16 protein-coding genes and 2 pseudogenes are annotated in these 16,239 nt (G+C 68.1%); 7 read left to right on the forward strand and 11 right to left on the reverse strand.

Translation table 11 applies throughout. The features are described 5' to 3' along the window. The 4 genes from A5673_RS25775 to A5673_RS25790 form a co-directional block, all read left to right on the forward strand. A partial coding sequence (locus tag A5673_RS25775) for a PDZ domain-containing protein (protein WP_156748640.1) occupies positions 1–371 on the forward strand: 371 nt, incomplete at its 5' end. A gap of 121 nt (positions 372–492) precedes the next feature. Continuing rightward, positions 493–2,268 (forward strand): maltose alpha-D-glucosyltransferase, encoded by a 1,776-nt coding sequence (gene treS / locus A5673_RS25780; protein WP_068239119.1) that lies wholly within the window; start codon positions 493–495, stop codon positions 2,266–2,268. Further along, entirely contained in the window at positions 2,265–3,617 is a 1,353-nt protein-coding gene (locus A5673_RS25785) for a phosphotransferase (RefSeq protein ID WP_068239122.1), read from the forward strand. Before treS ends, A5673_RS25785 begins: the two co-directional genes overlap by 4 nt. Before the next feature lie 37 nt (positions 3,618–3,654). Continuing rightward, positions 3,655–4,377: a YoaK family protein gene (locus tag A5673_RS25790; protein ID WP_369806529.1), complete on the forward strand. Its 723-nt coding sequence runs from the start codon at positions 3,655–3,657 to the stop codon at positions 4,375–4,377. A gap of 34 nt (positions 4,378–4,411) precedes the next feature. Here A5673_RS25790 and ag85C read toward each other — a convergent pair whose 3' ends face one another. The 6 genes from ag85C to A5673_RS29750 form a co-directional block, all read right to left on the reverse strand. Next, positions 4,412–5,470 (reverse strand): diacylglycerol acyltransferase/mycolyltransferase Ag85C, encoded by a 1,059-nt coding sequence (gene ag85C / locus A5673_RS25795; protein ID WP_068239128.1) that lies wholly within the window; start codon positions 5,468–5,470, stop codon positions 4,412–4,414. Between the two features lie 186 nt (positions 5,471–5,656). Continuing rightward, positions 5,657–6,484, reverse strand: coding sequence for an ABC transporter permease (locus tag A5673_RS25800; protein WP_068239158.1), 828 nt, complete (start codon positions 6,482–6,484; stop codon positions 5,657–5,659). Then, positions 6,474–7,295: an ATP-binding cassette domain-containing protein gene (locus tag A5673_RS25805; RefSeq protein ID WP_068239131.1), complete on the reverse strand. Its 822-nt coding sequence runs from the start codon at positions 7,293–7,295 to the stop codon at positions 6,474–6,476. Before A5673_RS25805 ends, A5673_RS25800 begins: the two co-directional genes overlap by 11 nt. Next, positions 7,292–7,753: a MarR family winged helix-turn-helix transcriptional regulator gene (locus A5673_RS25810; RefSeq protein WP_068239134.1), complete on the reverse strand. Its 462-nt coding sequence runs from the start codon at positions 7,751–7,753 to the stop codon at positions 7,292–7,294. The genes A5673_RS25805 and A5673_RS25810 overlap by 4 nt, the downstream gene beginning before the upstream one ends. Positions 7,754–7,809: 56 nt before the next feature. Next, a complete protein-coding gene (locus tag A5673_RS25815) occupies positions 7,810–8,307 on the reverse strand; it encodes a metallophosphoesterase (protein WP_068239141.1) in 498 nt (165 codons plus the stop codon). Positions 8,308–8,321: 14 nt separating this feature from the next. Continuing rightward, positions 8,322–8,498: a hypothetical protein gene (locus tag A5673_RS29750; RefSeq protein ID WP_197518473.1), complete on the reverse strand. Its 177-nt coding sequence runs from the start codon at positions 8,496–8,498 to the stop codon at positions 8,322–8,324. A 96-nt stretch (positions 8,499–8,594) separates the two neighbouring features. Between A5673_RS29750 and A5673_RS25820 the strand changes: the two genes are divergently transcribed. Further along, positions 8,595–9,050 carry a MaoC family dehydratase gene (locus tag A5673_RS25820; protein ID WP_068239144.1) on the forward strand — a complete coding sequence of 152 codons (456 nt, stop codon included), beginning with the start codon at positions 8,595–8,597 and terminating at the stop codon, positions 9,048–9,050. A gap of 35 nt (positions 9,051–9,085) precedes the next feature. Here A5673_RS25820 and A5673_RS25825 read toward each other — a convergent pair whose 3' ends face one another. Further along, the gene (locus tag A5673_RS25825) at positions 9,086–10,381 is read right to left on the reverse strand and encodes an acyl-CoA dehydrogenase family protein (protein ID WP_066917361.1); all 1,296 of its coding nucleotides are present in this window, start codon (positions 10,379–10,381) and stop codon (positions 9,086–9,088) included. An 81-nt stretch (positions 10,382–10,462) separates the two neighbouring features. Beyond that, positions 10,463–11,161, reverse strand: coding sequence for a GAF and ANTAR domain-containing protein (locus A5673_RS25830; RefSeq protein ID WP_068239148.1), 699 nt, complete (start codon positions 11,159–11,161; stop codon positions 10,463–10,465). A gap of 174 nt (positions 11,162–11,335) precedes the next feature. Between A5673_RS25830 and A5673_RS25835 the strand changes: the two genes are divergently transcribed. Next, positions 11,336–12,232: a manganese catalase family protein gene (locus tag A5673_RS25835; RefSeq protein ID WP_068239150.1), complete on the forward strand. Its 897-nt coding sequence runs from the start codon at positions 11,336–11,338 to the stop codon at positions 12,230–12,232. Positions 12,233–12,289: 57 nt separating this feature from the next. On the opposite strand, the gene A5673_RS25840 is transcribed toward A5673_RS25835, so the two are convergent. After that, positions 12,290–12,868: a hemerythrin domain-containing protein gene (locus A5673_RS25840; RefSeq protein ID WP_068239160.1), complete on the reverse strand. Its 579-nt coding sequence runs from the start codon at positions 12,866–12,868 to the stop codon at positions 12,290–12,292. A 117-nt stretch (positions 12,869–12,985) separates the two neighbouring features. Between A5673_RS25840 and A5673_RS25845 the strand changes: the two genes are divergently transcribed. Then, positions 12,986–13,903 carry a cation diffusion facilitator family transporter gene (locus A5673_RS25845; protein ID WP_068239152.1) on the forward strand — a complete coding sequence of 306 codons (918 nt, stop codon included), beginning with the start codon at positions 12,986–12,988 and terminating at the stop codon, positions 13,901–13,903. Positions 13,904–13,915: 12 nt separating this feature from the next. On the opposite strand, the pseudogene A5673_RS28760 reads toward A5673_RS25845, so the two are convergent. Both A5673_RS28760 and A5673_RS29355 read right to left on the reverse strand, forming a co-directional pair. After that, positions 13,916–14,272 (reverse strand): annotated as a pseudogene (locus tag A5673_RS28760) (LLM class flavin-dependent oxidoreductase); the annotation flags it as partial. Positions 14,273–14,824: 552 nt separating this feature from the next. Continuing rightward, positions 14,825–16,239: pseudogene (locus A5673_RS29355) on the reverse strand (PE family protein); the annotation flags it as partial.

Raw genomic sequence — 16,239 nt, forward strand, 5'->3', positions numbered from 1 at the left:
TGTCCGGCGGCCAGGGCTTCGCCATCCCGATCGGTACCGCGATGGGGGTCGCCGGGCAGATCCGGTCCGGCGCCGCGTCGAACACGGTGCACATCGGCCCGACGGCGTTCCTCGGCCTGGGCGTCACGGACAACGGCGGCAACGGCGCCCGGGTCGAACGCGTGGTCGGCAGCGGTCCCGCGGCGGCGGCAGGAGTCTCGGCCGGCGACGTCATCACCGCGGTCGACAACACGCCCATCACGGGGGCAACCTCGATGACGGATGTGCTGGTCCCGCACCACCCCGGCGACACCGTCATGCTGCAGTGGCGCGCCAAGGCCGGCGGCGACCGCAGCGGACCGGTGACGCTGGCCGACGGGCCGCCGGCCTGATATCCGCGCGGATAATGCCCGCCTCCCATCCAATCCGCTTGCGGCACAGCGCAATTTGTCCCCTGATAGCGGCGGTGATTCCCGATGTGCCGCGTCGGGTACACGTGGCATCGTGGAATTGATGAACGACGCACGAGAAGCTGTCGAGCACGATCCAGCCGCGGGAAGCCACGTCGCGGACGGCGTGGTCGAGCATCCGGATGCCGAGGATTTCGAGAACGCCGCGGCGCTGCCCGCGGATCCCACGTGGTTCAAGCACGCGGTTTTCTACGAGGTCCTGGTCCGGGCGTTCAGCGACGCGAACGCCGACGGGCAGGGCGACCTGCGCGGCCTGCTGGACCGGCTGGACTACCTGCAGTGGCTCGGCATCGACTGCATCTGGCTGCCCCCGTTCTATGACTCGCCGCTGCGCGACGGCGGCTACGACATCCGGGACTTCTACAAGGTGCTGCCCGAATTCGGGACCGTCGAGGACTTCGTCGCCCTGCTCGACGCCGCCCACGAGCGGGGGATCCGGGTGATCACCGACCTGGTGATGAACCACACCTCGGAGTCCCACCCGTGGTTTCAGGAGTCGCGGCACGATCCCGACGGGCCGTACGGCGACTACTACGTGTGGAGCGACTCCAGCGAGAAGTACACCGACGCACGCATCATCTTCGTCGACACCGAGGAATCGAACTGGACCTTCGACCCGGTCCGTCGCCAGTTCTACTGGCACCGATTCTTTTCCCACCAGCCCGACCTGAACTACGACAACCCGTCCGTTCAGGAGGCGATGATCGACGTCATTCGCTTCTGGCTCGGGCTCGGGATCGACGGATTTCGGCTGGACGCGGTGCCGTACCTGTTCGAACGCGAGGGCACCAACTGCGAGAACCTGCCCGAGACCCACGCGTTCCTCAAGCGGGTGCGCAAGGTCGTCGACGACGAGTTCCCCGGCCGGGTGTTGCTGGCCGAGGCCAACCAGTGGCCGGGCGACGTGGTCGAGTACTTCGGTGACCCCAGCACCGGTGGCGACGAGTGCCACATGGCGTTCCATTTCCCGCTGATGCCGCGCATCTTCATGGCCGTCCGCCGCGAATCGCGGTTTCCGATCTCGGAGATTCTCGCGCAGACGCCCGCCATCCCCGATATGGCCCAGTGGGGGATCTTCCTGCGCAACCACGACGAGTTGACGCTGGAAATGGTCAGCGACGAAGAGCGCGACTACATGTACGCCGAGTACGCCAAGGACCCGCGGATGAAGGCCAACGTCGGAATCCGCCGCCGCCTGGCCCCCTTGCTCGACAACGACCGCAATCAGATCGAGCTGTTCACCGCGCTGCTGCTGTCGCTGCCGGGCTCGCCGGTCCTCTACTACGGCGACGAGATCGGCATGGGCGACGTGATCTGGCTGGGGGACCGCGACGGGGTGCGCACCCCGATGCAGTGGACACCCGACCGCAATGCCGGGTTTTCCACGGCCAACCCCGGCCGGCTGTACCTGCCGCCGAGCCAGGACCCGGTCTACGGCTACCAGTCCGTCAACGTGGAGGCCCAGCGCGACACCTCGACGTCGCTGCTCAACTTCACCCGGATGATGCTCTCGGTGCGGGGGCGGCACAAAGCCTTCGCGATCGGCAACTTCGAGGAACTGGGCGGCTCGAACCCGTCCGTGCTGGCGTTCGTGCGCCAAGCCGGTGACGACGGAGACACCGTGCTGTGCGTCAACAACCTGTCCCGGTTCCCCCAGCCGATCGAGCTGAACCTGCAGCACTGGAGCGGCAGTACGCCGGTGGAACTCACCGGGCACGTGGAATTTCCCCGCGTTGGTCACCTGCCCTACCTGCTGACACTGCCGGGACACGGGTTCTACTGGTTCCAGTTGTCCCCCGCTAGTGAGGAGAACGCATGACTGTCCCTGCTGGGGGCCCCGCCAAGCTGCCCTGGTCGGACTGGCTGCCGCAACAGCGTTGGTACGCCGGACGCAACCGGGAGCTGACGGGCGCCCGGGCCGCCGTCGTCGTCCCGCTGCGGGACGATCTCGACCTGGTGCTGGTCGACGTCGACTACGCCGACGGTTCGTCGGAGCGCTACCAGGTGATCGTCGAGTGGGATTCCGCGCCGGTCTCGGAGTACAGCACCGTGGCCACGATCGGCGCGGCGGACGATCGGACCGGCTTCGACGCCCTCTACGACGTCGACGCCCCGCGGTTCCTGCTGTCGTTGGTCGACTCCTCGGCCGGCCGCGGCGCGTCCGGCACCGAGGTGACATTCGCCAAGGAGCCCGGCGTCGAGCTGCCGCTGGATGCGATGCCGCACGTCTCCGACGCCGAGCAGAGCAATACCAGCGTCATCTTCGATCGGCGCGCCATCTTCAAGGTGTTCCGTCGCGTCAGCAGCGGCATCAACCCCGACATCGAACTGAACCGGGTGCTCGCCCGCGCGGGCAACCCGCACGTGGCCCGGTTGCTCGGCACCTACGAGATGGCCGGCCAGGAGGATGACGCCTGGCCCCTGGGCATGGTGACCGAGTTCGCGTCGAATGCCGCCGAAGGCTGGGCGATGGCCAGTGCCAGCATCCGGGACCTGTTCGCCGAGGGCGATCTGTATGCCCACGAAGTCGGTGGCGACTTCGCCGCCGAGTCCAACCGGCTGGGCGAAGCCGTGGCCTCCGTGCACGCCACGCTGGCCGAGTGCCTGGGCACGGCCGAGGCCAGCTTCCCGGTGGACACGGTGCTGGCACGGCTGGCGTCGACCGTCGCGAAGGTTCCAGAACTCGAGGAGTACGCGGCAACGATCGAAGAGCGATTCGGCAAGCTCGCCGACGAGACGGTCACCGTGCAGCGCGTGCACGGCGACCTGCACCTGGGGCAGGTGCTGAGGACGCCGGAGAGCTGGCTGCTGATCGACTTCGAAGGGGAGCCGGGGCAGCCGCTCGACGAGCGGCGGGCGCCGGACTCGCCGTTGCGCGACGTCGCCGGCGTCTTGCGCTCCTTCGAGTACGCCGCCTACGGGCCGCTGCTCGATCAGGGCGGCGACAAGCAGCTCGCCGCGCGAGCCCGGGAATGGATCGAGCGCAACTGCGCCGCGTTTTGCGACGGCTACGCGGCCGTGTCGGGGGTCGACCCGCGGGATTCGGCGCAGCTGCTGGCAGCCTACGAACTCGACAAGGCGGTTTACGAGGCCGGCTACGAGGCGCGGCACCGGCCCGGCTGGCTGCCGATCCCGTTGCGCTCCATCGCGCGGCTGATCGCCGCGTAGCCAGATGCGGCTGCGCGGGCGGGCCGCTTCTGACAACATGTCCGGCGTGGGGAGTCGGATATTCAACAGCGAGGCGAGGCTGTCCTGGGTGCTGGCCGGGCTGGCCGGCGTGCTCGGGGCGACCGCGTTCACCCACTCCGCCGGTTACTTCGTCACGTTCATGACGGGGAATGCCCAGCGGGCCGCGCTGGGCTATTTCCGCGGCGACGTGCTGCTCTCGATGACGGCGGCGCTGCTGCTGGTGTGCTTCGTCGCCGGCGTGGTGATCGCGTCCGTGTGTCGCCGGCACTTCTGGGTCGCGCATCCGCACGGCCCCACCGTCCTCACGACGTTCAGCCTGCTGGCCGCCACCGTGGTGGACGTCCTCGACGAGGGATGGGAAGAAAACCTCCTCGACTTCGCCCCGATCATGTTGGTGGCCTTCGCGATTGGCGCGCTGAACACCTCGTTCGTCAAGGATGGCGAGGTGTCGGTGCCGTTGAGCTACGTGACCGGCACCCTGGTCAAGATGGGTCAGGGCATCGAGCGCCACATCGCCGGGGGAACGGCGGCGGACTGGCTCGGCTACTTCCTGCTGTTCACCAGCTTTGTCCTGGGGGCCATCGTCGGCGGCGGCATCAGCCTGGTCGTCAACGGCACCTGGATGCTGGTGGTCGCCACGGCTGTGTCCGCGTTGACAACCGCTTACACGTACTTCCACCAGGACCGCCGCGCGCTGCTGGCAGCCGAGTCGGCCAAAAAGCAGCGGCAGCAGCGCTGACCGGTGCGCTACTGCCGCTGCTGGCTTGGAGGGTTTAGGCCGCCGGTGCCGCCGGTGCCGCCGGTGCCGCCGGTGCCGCCGGTTGTGCCGGCTGGGCGGTCGCGTTGACCGCGTTGAGCACCTGCAGGATGTCGGGCTTCATCGCGACCAGCTGCTGGTTCCAGTACGGCCACGAGTGCGTCCCGTTCGCCGGGAAGTTGAACGTCCCGTTGCGACCGCCCGCGGCCACGTAGTTGTTCTGGAACTGCTGGTTGGTGCGCAGCGTCAGGCCCTCCAGGAACTTCGCCGGCATGTTGTCGCCGCCGAGATCGCTGGGCGTGCCGTTACCGCAGTAGACCCAGATGCGGGTGTTGTTGGCGACCAGCCGCGGAATCTGCACCATCGGGTCGTTGCGCTTCCACGCCGGGTCCGACGACGGGCCCCACATGCTGTTGGCGTTGTAGCCGCCTGCGTCGTTCATCGCCAGCCCGATCAGGGTCGGCCACCAGCCCTCGGACGGGTTGAGGAAGCCCGAAAGCGAAGCGGCGTAGGGGAATTGCTGCGGGTAGTACGACGCCAGGATCAGCGACGAGCCGCCCGACATCGACAGGCCCACCACGGCGTTGCCGAACGGCGACACCTGCTTGTTGGCCTGCAGCCACGCGGGCATTTCCTGGGTCAGGAACGTCTCCCACTTGTAGGTGTAGTTCTGGCCGTTGCCCGACGACGGCTGGTACCAGTTGCTGTAGAAGCTGGACTGGCCGCCGACCGGCATGATCACCGACAGGCCGGACTGGTAAAACTCCTCGAAGGCCGGGGTGTTGATGTCCCAACCGTTGTAATCGTCCTGCGCCCGCAGGCCGTCGAGCAGGTAGACCGCGTGCGGTCCGCCCCCCTGAAATTGGACTTTGATGTTGCGGCCCATCGACGGCGACGGCACCTGCAGGTATTCCACCGGCAGACCGGGCTTCGAGAACGCCCCCGCGGTAGCCGAGCCGCCGCCGGTGGCGACCAGGCCGGACAACAGGGCGGCGCCAACAGCCGCGATAGCCAGCCGGCGCGGCGCACTCGCTGCTGCGCCACGCAACTTCCGCACCTCTTCGAAGAACGACATAGCTCTCTACCCATCCCAACTTTTCATCTGCCGCATGACGCGGGCGATTTCGTTCGCCAGCGCAGTGAAACACAGGGGGAGGGCGTAATTCGTCTGTCGTGGCCGCGGTCTGAGATCGCGGTTGGCTAACGATTGGGCCTCGGCCCGGAATCGTCACATTCCGGTCACGATTGGCGATTGCGGCAACTAGGCGACGAGGCGGCGCAAAAGCGTTGCGGCCGACGCGATTCCAACCACCGCCGCCACCGCCAACACCACGACGGCGACCGGATTGAACGGCGTGCCGATCAACAGCGCCCGCAGCGCGTCCACCTCGTAGCTGAGCGGGTTGACCTTGCTCAGCGCGTGCAGCCAGGCGGGCATCACGTCGACCGGGTACAGCGCGTTGGACGCGAAGAACAACGGCATGGTGATGGCTTGCCCGATGCCCATCAGGCGATCGCGGCTGAGGACCAGGCCGGCCAGGGTCATCGACAGACAGGCGAAGAACCCCGCGCCGAGCATGACCACGGCCATGGCCGCCAGGATCCGCAGCGGATTGACGGTCAGGCCGACGTTCATCAGGTAGGCCAGCGCCATCACGCCGACGACCTGCGCGACCGATCGCACGCCGGCCGCGAACGCCTTCCCGGTGATCAGCGCGGATGCCGGCGCCGGCGTCACCATGAGCTTGGCCAGCACTCCGGCGTCGCGATCCCAAATGATCTGTATCCCATAGAAAATCGAGATGAACAACGCCGACTGGGCGATGATACCCGGCGCCAGGAAGGCGAGATAGGACACCGGCCCGGTGTGGATGACGTGCAGCTTGGAAAAGGTCGTGCCGAAGATCAGCAGCCACAGCGCGGGCTGCACCATGCGGGTGACGAGCTCGGTCCGGTCGTGTTGCAGTTTCTGCAGCTCGACGATGGCGAACGCGCCGATGCGCGCCAGGGTTGCCTGGACCCGTTGCCAGCCGCGCGGGGCGCGCACCAGGGTGGCCGCGGGGGCGTTGCGGACGCTGTCAACTGGCACGGCCGGCAACCTTTCTGCTGGAACGGATCTCACGGAAGGAAACCGCGGCTGCCGGCTGGTCGGCGAGGTCGGATGCCGCGTAGTGGCGGAACACATCCTCGAGCGTGGCACCCGGCGAAACCCGCGATTTCAGCTCGGCGGGCGTGCCCACGGCGCGCAGGTTGCCTCGGTGCATGAGCGCGACGCGGTCGCACAGTGCGTCGGCCTCTTCCATGTAATGGGTGGTGAGCAGCACGGTCATGCCGAACTGGGCCTGCATGCTCTGCACCTGTCGCCAGACGCCGTCGCGGGCGATCGGGTCCAGCCCGACGGTCGGTTCGTCGAGCACCAGCAGCGACGGGCGGTTCACCAGCGCCTGGGCCACCTCGAGTCGGCGCACCATCCCGCCGGAATAGGCTCCGGCCCGCCGGCCGGCCGCGTCGAGCAGCTCCATGGCGTCCAGCGCCTGCGCCACCCGTTCGGCCCGGCACGCCCGCGGCACCCCGTAGAGCCGCGCGAACCATTCCACGTTCTGCCGCCCCGTCAACGATGGCTCGATCGAAAGTTGTTGCGGGACATAGCCGATATTGCTACGAATGTCGGCGGTCTGATCGCGGGCGTCCATCCCGAAAATGCGTAGTTCGCCCTGCTGCACCGGCGTCAGGGTGGTGAGCATGCGGACCAGCGTCGTCTTTCCCGCGCCGTTGGGGCCCAGCAGGCCCATGGTCTCGCCGGGCCGCACCTGCAGCGTCACGTCGTCGACCGCGGTGAATTGGCCGTAGCGGTAGGTCAGGTGTTGGCAGTCGATCGCCATCGGCAGCCGTTCGCTCATGATCGCCGCTCCTGTAGTCGTCGGGTCATCGTGTCAAGGACTTCCAATCCCTTTGCCAGGGACTCGATTTCGTCGTCATCGAGTTCGTCGAGCACCTCTGACAGCAACGCCCGCCGCGCGGCCCGAGACGCGTCGACGAGTTGCTGGGTGGGCTCGGCGAGCCGCAGCTGGCCGACGCGGCGGTCCGTCTCGCCGACGGTCCGGATCAGCAGGCCGTTGCCGACGAGCTTGGAAACCAGGGTGGACGCGGTGTTGGGCACCAGGCCGAGGTCCGCGGCGGCGACGCTGACCGAGATCCCCGGTCGCCGGCCGACGAGCCACAGCAGCTCCGCCTGCGCCTCGGACAGGCGGGCGGAATCCAGCCCGCGACCGGCCGACCGGCGAAGTTGCCGGCGAAACCGGCCGACGACGCCGAACACCTCGGTAACCAGATCCGCGCCGGCCTGCACCGCAGCCATATACCTCTGTTTACGAGCTAAATATGTGTGCAGGCTGTGTGGGGGCTAGCTCCCAGCTACTTGTCGAGGAAGTGCAGGGCGACGTCTGCCAGCTGCCCGTTTTCGACCTGCGCGGTCATATAGCTGCAATGCGGTTGCCGGCGACGATCCGTCGGCGAACCCGGATTGAGCAGACGCAGGCCCGTTGCCGTCGTGGTGTCCCATGGGATGTGGCTGTGGCCGAACACCAGCACGTCACTGTCCGGGTACAGCCGCGACATTCGCGCATCCCGGCCGGTTGCCGCGCCCGTCTCGTGGACGACGGTCAGGCGCACGCCGTCCAGCGTCGCGTCGGCCCGTTCGGGCAGCCGCGCCCGCAATGCCGGCCCGTCGTTGTTGCCCCAGCATGCGATCAGCCGCGCGGATCGGGCCCGGAGCGCGTCGAGCAACTCGGGCGAGACCCAGTCGCCGGCGTGCACGACGACATCGGCGTCTGCGACTTCTTCCCATACCCGCGCGGGCAGGTCGCGGGCCCGCCGGGGGACGTGGGTGTCGGCGATCAGCAGCAGCCTCACCCCGTCATCTTGCGCTACCGCTCGCCGGCCTGACTGCGGGCCTCGGCGCCCGTCTCGCCGGCGTCGAAGGAGTCGTCCGAGCCGGCCGCGCCCACGTACGAGCCGTCCTCGCCCTCGGCGGCGCGCGATCGGGCCTCGTGCACTTCGGGTTCTACATCTTCCTCGGCCCTGTGGCCCTTGTTTTCCGGCATGGGATTCAGGTTTCCCACGCAGCGGCGCTCGAAACCGGCACGATCCGGCTCCGATAGGGTGCAAGCGGGCATCCGTCAGCGTCCCGAGGAGGACCAATGCGCACCTTCGAATCAGTATCCGACCTGGCCGCCGCGGCGGGCGAAACGATCGGGCAGAGCGACTGGGTCACCATCAGCCAGGAAGACGTCAACCTGTTCGCCGACGCGACGGGCGACCACCAATGGATCCACGTCGACACGGAACGGGCCGCGGCCGGTCCGTTCGGCACGACCATCGCCCACGGTTTCATGACCCTGGCGCTGCTGCCGCGGTTGCAGCACGAGATGTACACCGTCAAGGGCATCAAGCTGGCAATCAATTACGGCCTCAACAAGGTTCGCTTCCCCGCGCCGGTGCCGGTCGGCTCCCGGGTGCGCGCGCAAAGCACCCTCGTCAGCGTCGATGACCTCGGCGACGGCGCCGTGCAGGCGACCGTGTCGACCACCGTCGAGATCGAGGGTGGCGCCAAGCCGGCGTGCGTGGCCGAAAGCATCGTCCGCTACATCTCCTGAAAGCGCGAGCAGGTTTGGGCGCCCCCGGCTCGCGGTCAGAACTCGGCGATCGAGTGCTCGAGGCGCTCGGCGAGGCGGGCCTGGGCTTCGGCGCGCCGCGTCGGAATGTGCTGAGACGGGAAAGGCGTTGCCACGGGCTGGTATTCGCGCAAGGTGCGGCGCGCCACCGTCATCTTGTGCAGCTCGGTGGCGCCGTCCGCGATGCCCAGCGATTCGGCGGCGACCATCATCTTGACGAACGGCATCTCGTCGGAGACGCCGAGCGCGCCGTGCAGGTGCATGGCCCGCTGCACGACGTCGTGCAGCACCTGGGGCATCGCGACCTTCACCGCCGCGATGTCGCGGCGCACCTTCTGGTAGTCGTGGTGCTTGTCGATCAACCACGCGGTGCGCAGCACCAGCAGCCGGAACTGCTCGATCTGGATCCAGCTGTCGGCGACCTTCTCCTGGGTCATCTGGAAATCGGACAGCCGACCATGCCTGGTCTTCCGCGATACCGCGCGCTCACACATCATGTCAAAAGCGCTGCGCGCCAACGCGATCGTGCGCATCGCGTGGTGGATGCGGCCACCCCCGAGCCGGGTCTGAGCGATCATGAAAGCCTGGCCCTCGCCGCCCAGCACGTGGTCGGCGGGCACGCGGACGTCGGTATAGCGGACGTAGCCGTGGCTGGCGCGCTTGCTGGACTCGGCGCCCACGCCCACGTTGCGCACGATCTCGATGCCCGGGGTCTCGGCGGGAACGATGAACAGTGACATCTTGTCGTAGGTGCGCGACTCGGGGTTGGTGACGGCCATGACGATGAAGAACGAAGCGTGCTTGGCGTTCGTGGAAAACCACTTCTCCCCGTTGATCACCCAGTAGTCACCGTCGCGGGTGGCAGCGGTGACGAACTGCCCGGGGTCCGAACCTCCCTGCGGTTCGGTCATCGAATAGCACGAGGTGATCTCGCCGTCGAGCAGGGGTTGCAGGTAGCGCGCCTTTTGCTCGTCGGTGCCGAACAGCGCGAGGATCTCGGCGTTGCCGGAGTCCGGGGCCTGGCAGCCGAAGACCGACGGCGCCCAGCGGGAGCGCCCGAGGATCTCGTTGAGCAGTGCGAGCTTGACCTGACCGAAGCCCTGGCCGCCGAGGTCGGGCCGCAGGTGCGCGGCCCATAGCCCCTGGTCCTTCACCTGCTGCTGCAACGGCCGCAGGATGGCCATCATCTCGGCGTTCTTCTTGTCATACGGGTCGAGGGCGACGAGATCGAGCGGCTCGAGTTCGTCGGTCATGAATTTTTCGACCCAGTCCAGCTTCGCCTGGTATTCCGGGTCCGTTTCGAAGTCCCACACCGTGGCCAACCGTTCCCCGGCGCAGCGCCGCACCGGACTCGCTGATAACGCCACCTCATCGTAGAGGGCGGCGGCCGACGGTCAGCGGTTGCCGCGGGTCTCGATGACGCGTTCGGCGATGTCGACGAGCTTCGCCTGCCCCTCCTGCGACAGCGCCCGCAGCATCTCGAAGGCGCGCAAGTCGTCCACGCCGTAACGTTCCATGATGATGCCCTTGGCCTGACCGATTCGGTCCCTGCTCGACAGCGCCGACTCCATCTGCTCGCCGTGCCGCCCGGCCATGATGGCCGCGGCGGCATGCGCGGCGAACACCGACCCGATGGTCTCGGCCTCGGTGTCCCACGCGCCGGTCTTGAAACTGAACAGGTTCAGGGCACCGGCGGTGCGGTCCGCGGTGTACAGCTTGAACGACAGGCTGCTCAGGACGCCGTGCTGCACGGCCGCCGGCGCGTATCGGGGCCAGCGCGGTTCGTTGCGAAGATCGTCCGTCCGCACCACCGTCTGTTTGAGGGCGGCGTCGGCGCATGGACCCTCACCGAATTCGTGCTGCAACTTGTCGAGCTTCGCGACCAAGCCGTCGGTGTCCGCCAAAGACCGGAACTCCCCGCCCTTTTTCACCAGCAGCACACCGGCGACGTCCGCCCCTGGGACGACCTGCACCGCCGCGGCGGTCACATCGGCGAGGACCTGCTCGAGCGGGCGGGGCGCGGCCATCTCGCGGGAAAGCTGCGCCATCCGCTCGGCCAGTTCGTGCGTGAAGTTCGGATTTGAAAGATCCATGAGTCCAAATTCTGTTTGATTTGTCTCGGCTTTGACCCCGCCCAATCTAGACACGGATCGATGTCGCGGCAAAAATCGTCGGGTCCGAAAATTCGCTGCGGCCAGCGTTTCACCACATAGCCGACGGGTACCCGCCGTCGACCAGGAATATCGCAAAACCGCCGGGGAGGCCCAATGTTCGTGCACAACAAAGATCTTCAATTCGAGGTCCGGGTTGACCGGCCGGATCCGCGCTTTGCCACGCTCCTGCAGGAGCAGTTCGGCGGCGCCAACGGCGAGCTCAAGGCCGCCATGCAGTACTTCACCCAGGCGTTCGCCCTGCGGGGCAAGAATCCCAAGATGTATGACCTGTTCATGGACATCGCCACAGAGGAACTCAGCCACCTCGAAATGGTCGGTTCCATGATCACGATGTTGCTCGACGGGCTCAACGACAACTTGAAGATCGCCAACGAGAAATGCGACTGGATGCCCGCGGTGGCCAGCAACGACGGTCGCGAGCAGATCATTCATCAAGTCGCGGTCAACCCGCTGTATTTCGCCCTGAACGGGGGCACGCCGGACGTGAGCAACTCGCAGGGCGTGCCGTGGATGGGGTCCTACGTCAATGCCAATGGCGATCCGACGGTGGACCTGCGCAGCAACCTGGCCGCCGAATCCCGGGCCAAGATCGTCTACGAGTACCTCAAGCAGTTCACCGACGACCCCGGTGTGCAGGACACCTTGTCATTCCTGATGACCCGTGAAGTCACCCACTACCAGCAGTTCACCGCCGCGCTCAACGAACTCCCGGTGAACTTCCCACCGGGGCAGCTGCCGGCGGACCCCCGCTTCCAAAACGTGGCGTTCAACATGTCCGACGGCGGCGGCGAGTCGATTCGCGGACCCTGGAACCAGGGACAGGGCCCGTGGCCCAAAGGCATGGAATGGGAGTACGTGGCGAAGCCGGAGCAGCAGTGGCTGGGCGGCACCGCTCGCCAGAACAAGGGTGCCGAGCAGAACCCGTCGGGTTCACCCGCGATCAACGCCGAGAAGCCATTCACCCACGAACAGCGAACTCCCACAAGTTGATCCGATGCTGAGGGGCGGGCGTCGACCAGTCGACGCCCGCCCCTCAGCTTTCGGCCCTCAGTGCACCTGCGGGTCCGGTGGATTGTCCTCACTGCGACCGGTGACCGCGTCGCGGACGTGGTCGGCAACCGCGGCCCCCATCCCCACCGTCTTCAGCACCGTCGGGTCGGGCGGGGTGTGCGGATGCGGCCGGGTGGGCGCCATCTTCTTTGCGGTTTCCAGCTTTTCGCCGATCTTCTCCAGGTCCTCTCGGCTGATCGCCACCTCGACCTGCGGCCACACCACCTCTTGCTCGTAGGCAATGTGCTCGCGGCCCGCCTTCACGAACTCTTGTAGCGCCTCGTGGTAGTCGGAATCTCCCGGCTTGCCGTCCTCCAGCCGCTGCAGCAGCTTCTTTCCGGCCTGCTCCTGCTCGATCGCCTTGTCGGCGAGCGAATCTCCGATCGCGTTGCGCACCGCGGGCCAGAAGAACTGCTCCTCGATCGCTTCGTGCTGCGACTCGGCGATGATCAGGTTGTTCACCATGGTCTCCAACCCACTGCTCTGGGCGCCCGCTCCCGACGGTGCCCCGTCGAGGGTCTCCAGCAGGCCGAGCACACTTTGGTGGTCCTGGCGAAGAAAAGTGATCGCGTCCATGCTGTTGCCTTCCATTCGGGCTTGTCACTCGAAGTGGCCTGCGAATACCCGGGATAGTGGCGCCGAAACGGAGTCCACCGGTGTTTGCCCATTCAGATCGCGGGTAGCTCTACATCGGTGGCGGCTGACGGTACAACCAGGTCTGTCTTGGTGGCGTTCGGGGCCAACGTCGCGATCGCAGTGGCCAAATTTTTCGGCTTTCTGATCACCGGCAGTTCGGCGATGCTCGCCGAATCGGTGCATTCGCTCGCCGACAGCGTCAACGAGCTACTGCTGATGGTCGGTAAGCGCCGGGCCCTCAGGAGCCCGGATGCCCTGCATCAGTTTGGCTATGGGCGCAGCAGGTACTTCTATTCGTTCGTGGTGGCGCTGCTCGTCTTCGTGCTCGGCGCCGTCGTTGCGCTGTACGAGGGGTATCGCAAGATCATCCATCCCGAGGCGCTGACGGCACCGGGGGTTGCGATTGCGATCCTGGTGATCGCGGCGCTGCTGGAGGGCTACAGCCTGCGGACCGTCTGGACACAATCCAAGCGGCTCAAGGGTTCTGACAGCTGGTGGGCGTTCATCCGCAACTCGCGCGTCCCCGAGCCGCCGGTCGTGCTTATGGAGGACAGCGCCGCGCTGGTCGGTCTGGGTTTGGCGTTCTCGGGCGTCACGCTGACCGCCGTTACGGGGGACCCCTTGTGGGATGCCATCGGCACCCTGGGCATCGGCGTGCTGCTCGGTGGGATCGCTGCCATACTGATCGTCGAGACCCATAGCCTGTTGATCGGCGAGGGCGCAACGGCCAATCAATGCAAGGCGATTCGATCCGCACTGCAGCGGGCGGACCATGTCCACTCCGTCGTCGACCTGCGCACCGAGTACCTGGGGCCGGATGAACTGGTGGTGGCCGCCAAAGTGCTCCTGGGTCCGCAGCCGGAGTTCGCCGTCGCCGCCGCTGTCATCGGGGAGGCCGAGGCGCGGGTACGTGAAACGGTGCCCTCCGTGCGGGTGGTCTACATCCAGCCGCACGTAGGGAAGGCCTTGACTTAGCGCAGTTTCGGCGTTGGGTTGATCGACGGCCCCGGCGGTGAAGCGCCACAGGGTGGCGGCAAGGGTGGCCTGGTCGTGGTCCCCGACCACGGCGAACAGCTCCGCCCGCTTGCCCAGGTTGGCGGCATCGCGCCCGGCGGCCCGCGCCCCGGCGCCGAACGCGGCCAACAACTTCGCATTGGTGACATCGCGGGCCTGCGTGATCCAGCCGTCGCCGTATTGACCGGCCAGTGTTGCGCTCTTGGGGCCGCTGGCGGCCACGAAGATCGGCGGCGCAGCGCCCGGGACGTCGTAGAGCTTCAAGGAATTCGTCTGAAAGTAGCGACCGGCGAAGGATATTCGTGCGCCGCTCCACAGTTGCGGGATCAATTCGTTGCGGTGGTGGTGGCACCCTTCGTCTTCGTGCACGGCGGGGGTTTCGATTGTCGATCCTGGTGATCGCGGCGCTGCTGGAGAACTACAGCGTGCGGACCGTCTGGACACAATCCAAGCGGCTCAAGGGTTCTGACAGCCGGTGGGCGTTCATCCGCAACTCGTGCGTCCCTGGCGGGATGCCATAGGCACCCCGGGCATCGGCGTACTGCTCGGCGGGATCGCTGCCAGACTGATCGTCGAGACCCATAGCCTGTTGATCGGCGAGGGCGCAACGGCCAACCAGTGCAGAGCAATTCGATCCGCGCTGCAGCGGGCGGACCGCGTCCATTCCGTCGTCGACCTGCGCACCGACTACCTGGTCTGGACGAAATGGTGTGGCCGCCGAGGTGGTGTTCGGTCCGCGGCAGGAGTTCGCGACCGCCGCCGAAGCGATCAGAAGTGCGGAAGCGCGGGTATGTGAAACGGTCGATTTCCAGACGCCGTCAGGTGCGCAACGTCGTACGTCGTCAACACCGATGCCGCGCGGGCCATTACAGCAGTGTCGTCTTAGGGACCGCCGAGACCGCCGAATCCGCCGAAGCCGCCGAAGCCGCCGATACCGCCGAGACTGACGGTGCCGATACCAACGATGATGCCGATGGCGCCGATGGGACCGGTGCCCGCGGTGCCACTGGTGCCACTGGTGCCGGCGCCGCCGCTGCCGCCGGTGGGCCCGGTGCCGCCGCTGCCGCCGGTGCCGCCGGCGCCGCCGGCGCCGCCGTTTCCGGCGGTGCCGGTGAGCGCGGTGGTGACGCCGCCGAAGCCCCCGTTGCCGCCAAGACCGCCGCTACCGCCGACGCCTCCGATGCCGGTGCCGAAGATGCCGCCGGTTCCGGTCGCGCCGCCGGCGCCGCCGGTCCCACCGGTTCCGCCGGCGCCGCCAGCGCCGGCGTCGTCGGCGCCGGTGAGGTCGAAGTAGCCGGTGCCGCCGATGCCGCCGATGCCGCCGGTGCCGCCCCGACCGCCGCTGCCGTTGATTGCGCCGGCGACGGCGGAGCCCCCGTCGCCGCCGACGCCGCCAGTGCCGCCCTGGCCGCCGGTGCCGCCGTTGGAGCCGGGTACGCCGTCGCCGGGGAAGCCGCCTAAGCTGCCGACGCCGCCGGCGCTGCCCTGTCCGCCCTGTCCGCCCGTACCGGCGGTGTGGCCGAGGGTGGTGGTAGCGCCGCCGGCGCCGCCGGCGCCGCCGGTGCCGCCGGTGCCCGCGGCGCCGAAGGTGCCCCCGGTTCCGCCGACCCCGGACAGGCCGCCGATGCCGCCGATACCGCCCAGGCCGCCGACGCCGCCGGTGCCGGCGTCGTTGCTGCCGTCGTCGGCGTAGCCCGCGCCGCCGGTGCCGCCGGTGCCGCCTTGGCCGCCGGCGCCGCCGCTGCCGTTGGTTGCCGTGGAAACGGTAGCGTTGCCGCCCGCGCCGCCGGTCCCGCCCAGGCCGCCGATGCCGCCGCTGGAGCCCAAGCCGCTGGCCGGGCCGACGCGGCCGGTGCCGCCTTGGCCGCCGGCGCCGCCGTTGCCGCCCGTCCCCGCTGTGTCACCGGGGGTGGCGGTGATACCGCCGGCGCCGCCGTTGCCGCCGTTGCCGCCGACGCCCGCGTTGCCGCCTAGGCCGCCGATGCCGCCGGTGCCGGCGTAGCCGCCGGTGCCCCCCGTGCCGCCCGCCCCGCCGTTGCCGCCGGTGCCCGCGTTGTTGCTGCCGTCGTCGGCCTGGCCCACACCGCCGGTCCCACCGGCGCCGCCCCAGCCGCCGGCTCCGCCGGCACCATTTGCGCCCGCGGTGCCGTGCGTGGCCGTTCCGCCGGCGCCGCCAAGCCCGCCGTCCCCGGCGTTGCCGCCGTTACCGCCGGTGCCGCCGGCCCCGCTGGGCCACGTGGTGGGTCTGGCATTCAACCGGCTCATGGCGGCGGCGCGTCCGGCCCGGGTGCTGCGGA

This window comes from Mycobacterium sp. E3198 (assembly GCF_001667015.1).
Classification (GTDB): Bacteria; Actinomycetota; Actinomycetes; order Mycobacteriales; family Mycobacteriaceae; genus Mycobacterium.

What these genes read in the sequence shown, in the direction of transcription:
- treS (WP_068239119.1), top strand. Translation starts at nt 493, where the DNA reads ATGAACGACGCACGAGAAGCTGTCGAGCACGATCCAGCCGCGGGAAGC.
- A5673_RS25785 (WP_068239122.1), top strand. Translation starts at nt 2,265, where the DNA reads ATGACTGTCCCTGCTGGGGGCCCCGCCAAGCTGCCCTGGTCGGACTGG.
- A5673_RS25790 (WP_369806529.1), top strand. Translation starts at nt 3,655, where the DNA reads ATGTCCGGCGTGGGGAGTCGGATATTCAACAGCGAGGCGAGGCTGTCC.
- ag85C (WP_068239128.1), bottom strand. Translation starts at nt 5,470, where the DNA reads ATGTCGTTCTTCGAAGAGGTGCGGAAGTTGCGTGGCGCAGCAGCGAGT.
- A5673_RS25805 (WP_068239131.1), bottom strand. Translation starts at nt 7,295, where the DNA reads ATGAGCGAACGGCTGCCGATGGCGATCGACTGCCAACACCTGACCTAC.
- A5673_RS25810 (WP_068239134.1), bottom strand. Translation starts at nt 7,753, where the DNA reads ATGGCTGCGGTGCAGGCCGGCGCGGATCTGGTTACCGAGGTGTTCGGC.
- A5673_RS29750 (WP_197518473.1), bottom strand. Translation starts at nt 8,498, where the DNA reads ATGCCGGAAAACAAGGGCCACAGGGCCGAGGAAGATGTAGAACCCGAA.
- A5673_RS25820 (WP_068239144.1), top strand. Translation starts at nt 8,595, where the DNA reads ATGCGCACCTTCGAATCAGTATCCGACCTGGCCGCCGCGGCGGGCGAA.
- A5673_RS25830 (WP_068239148.1), bottom strand. Translation starts at nt 11,161, where the DNA reads ATGGATCTTTCAAATCCGAACTTCACGCACGAACTGGCCGAGCGGATG.
- A5673_RS25835 (WP_068239150.1), top strand. Translation starts at nt 11,336, where the DNA reads ATGTTCGTGCACAACAAAGATCTTCAATTCGAGGTCCGGGTTGACCGG.
- A5673_RS25840 (WP_068239160.1), bottom strand. Translation starts at nt 12,868, where the DNA reads ATGGACGCGATCACTTTTCTTCGCCAGGACCACCAAAGTGTGCTCGGC.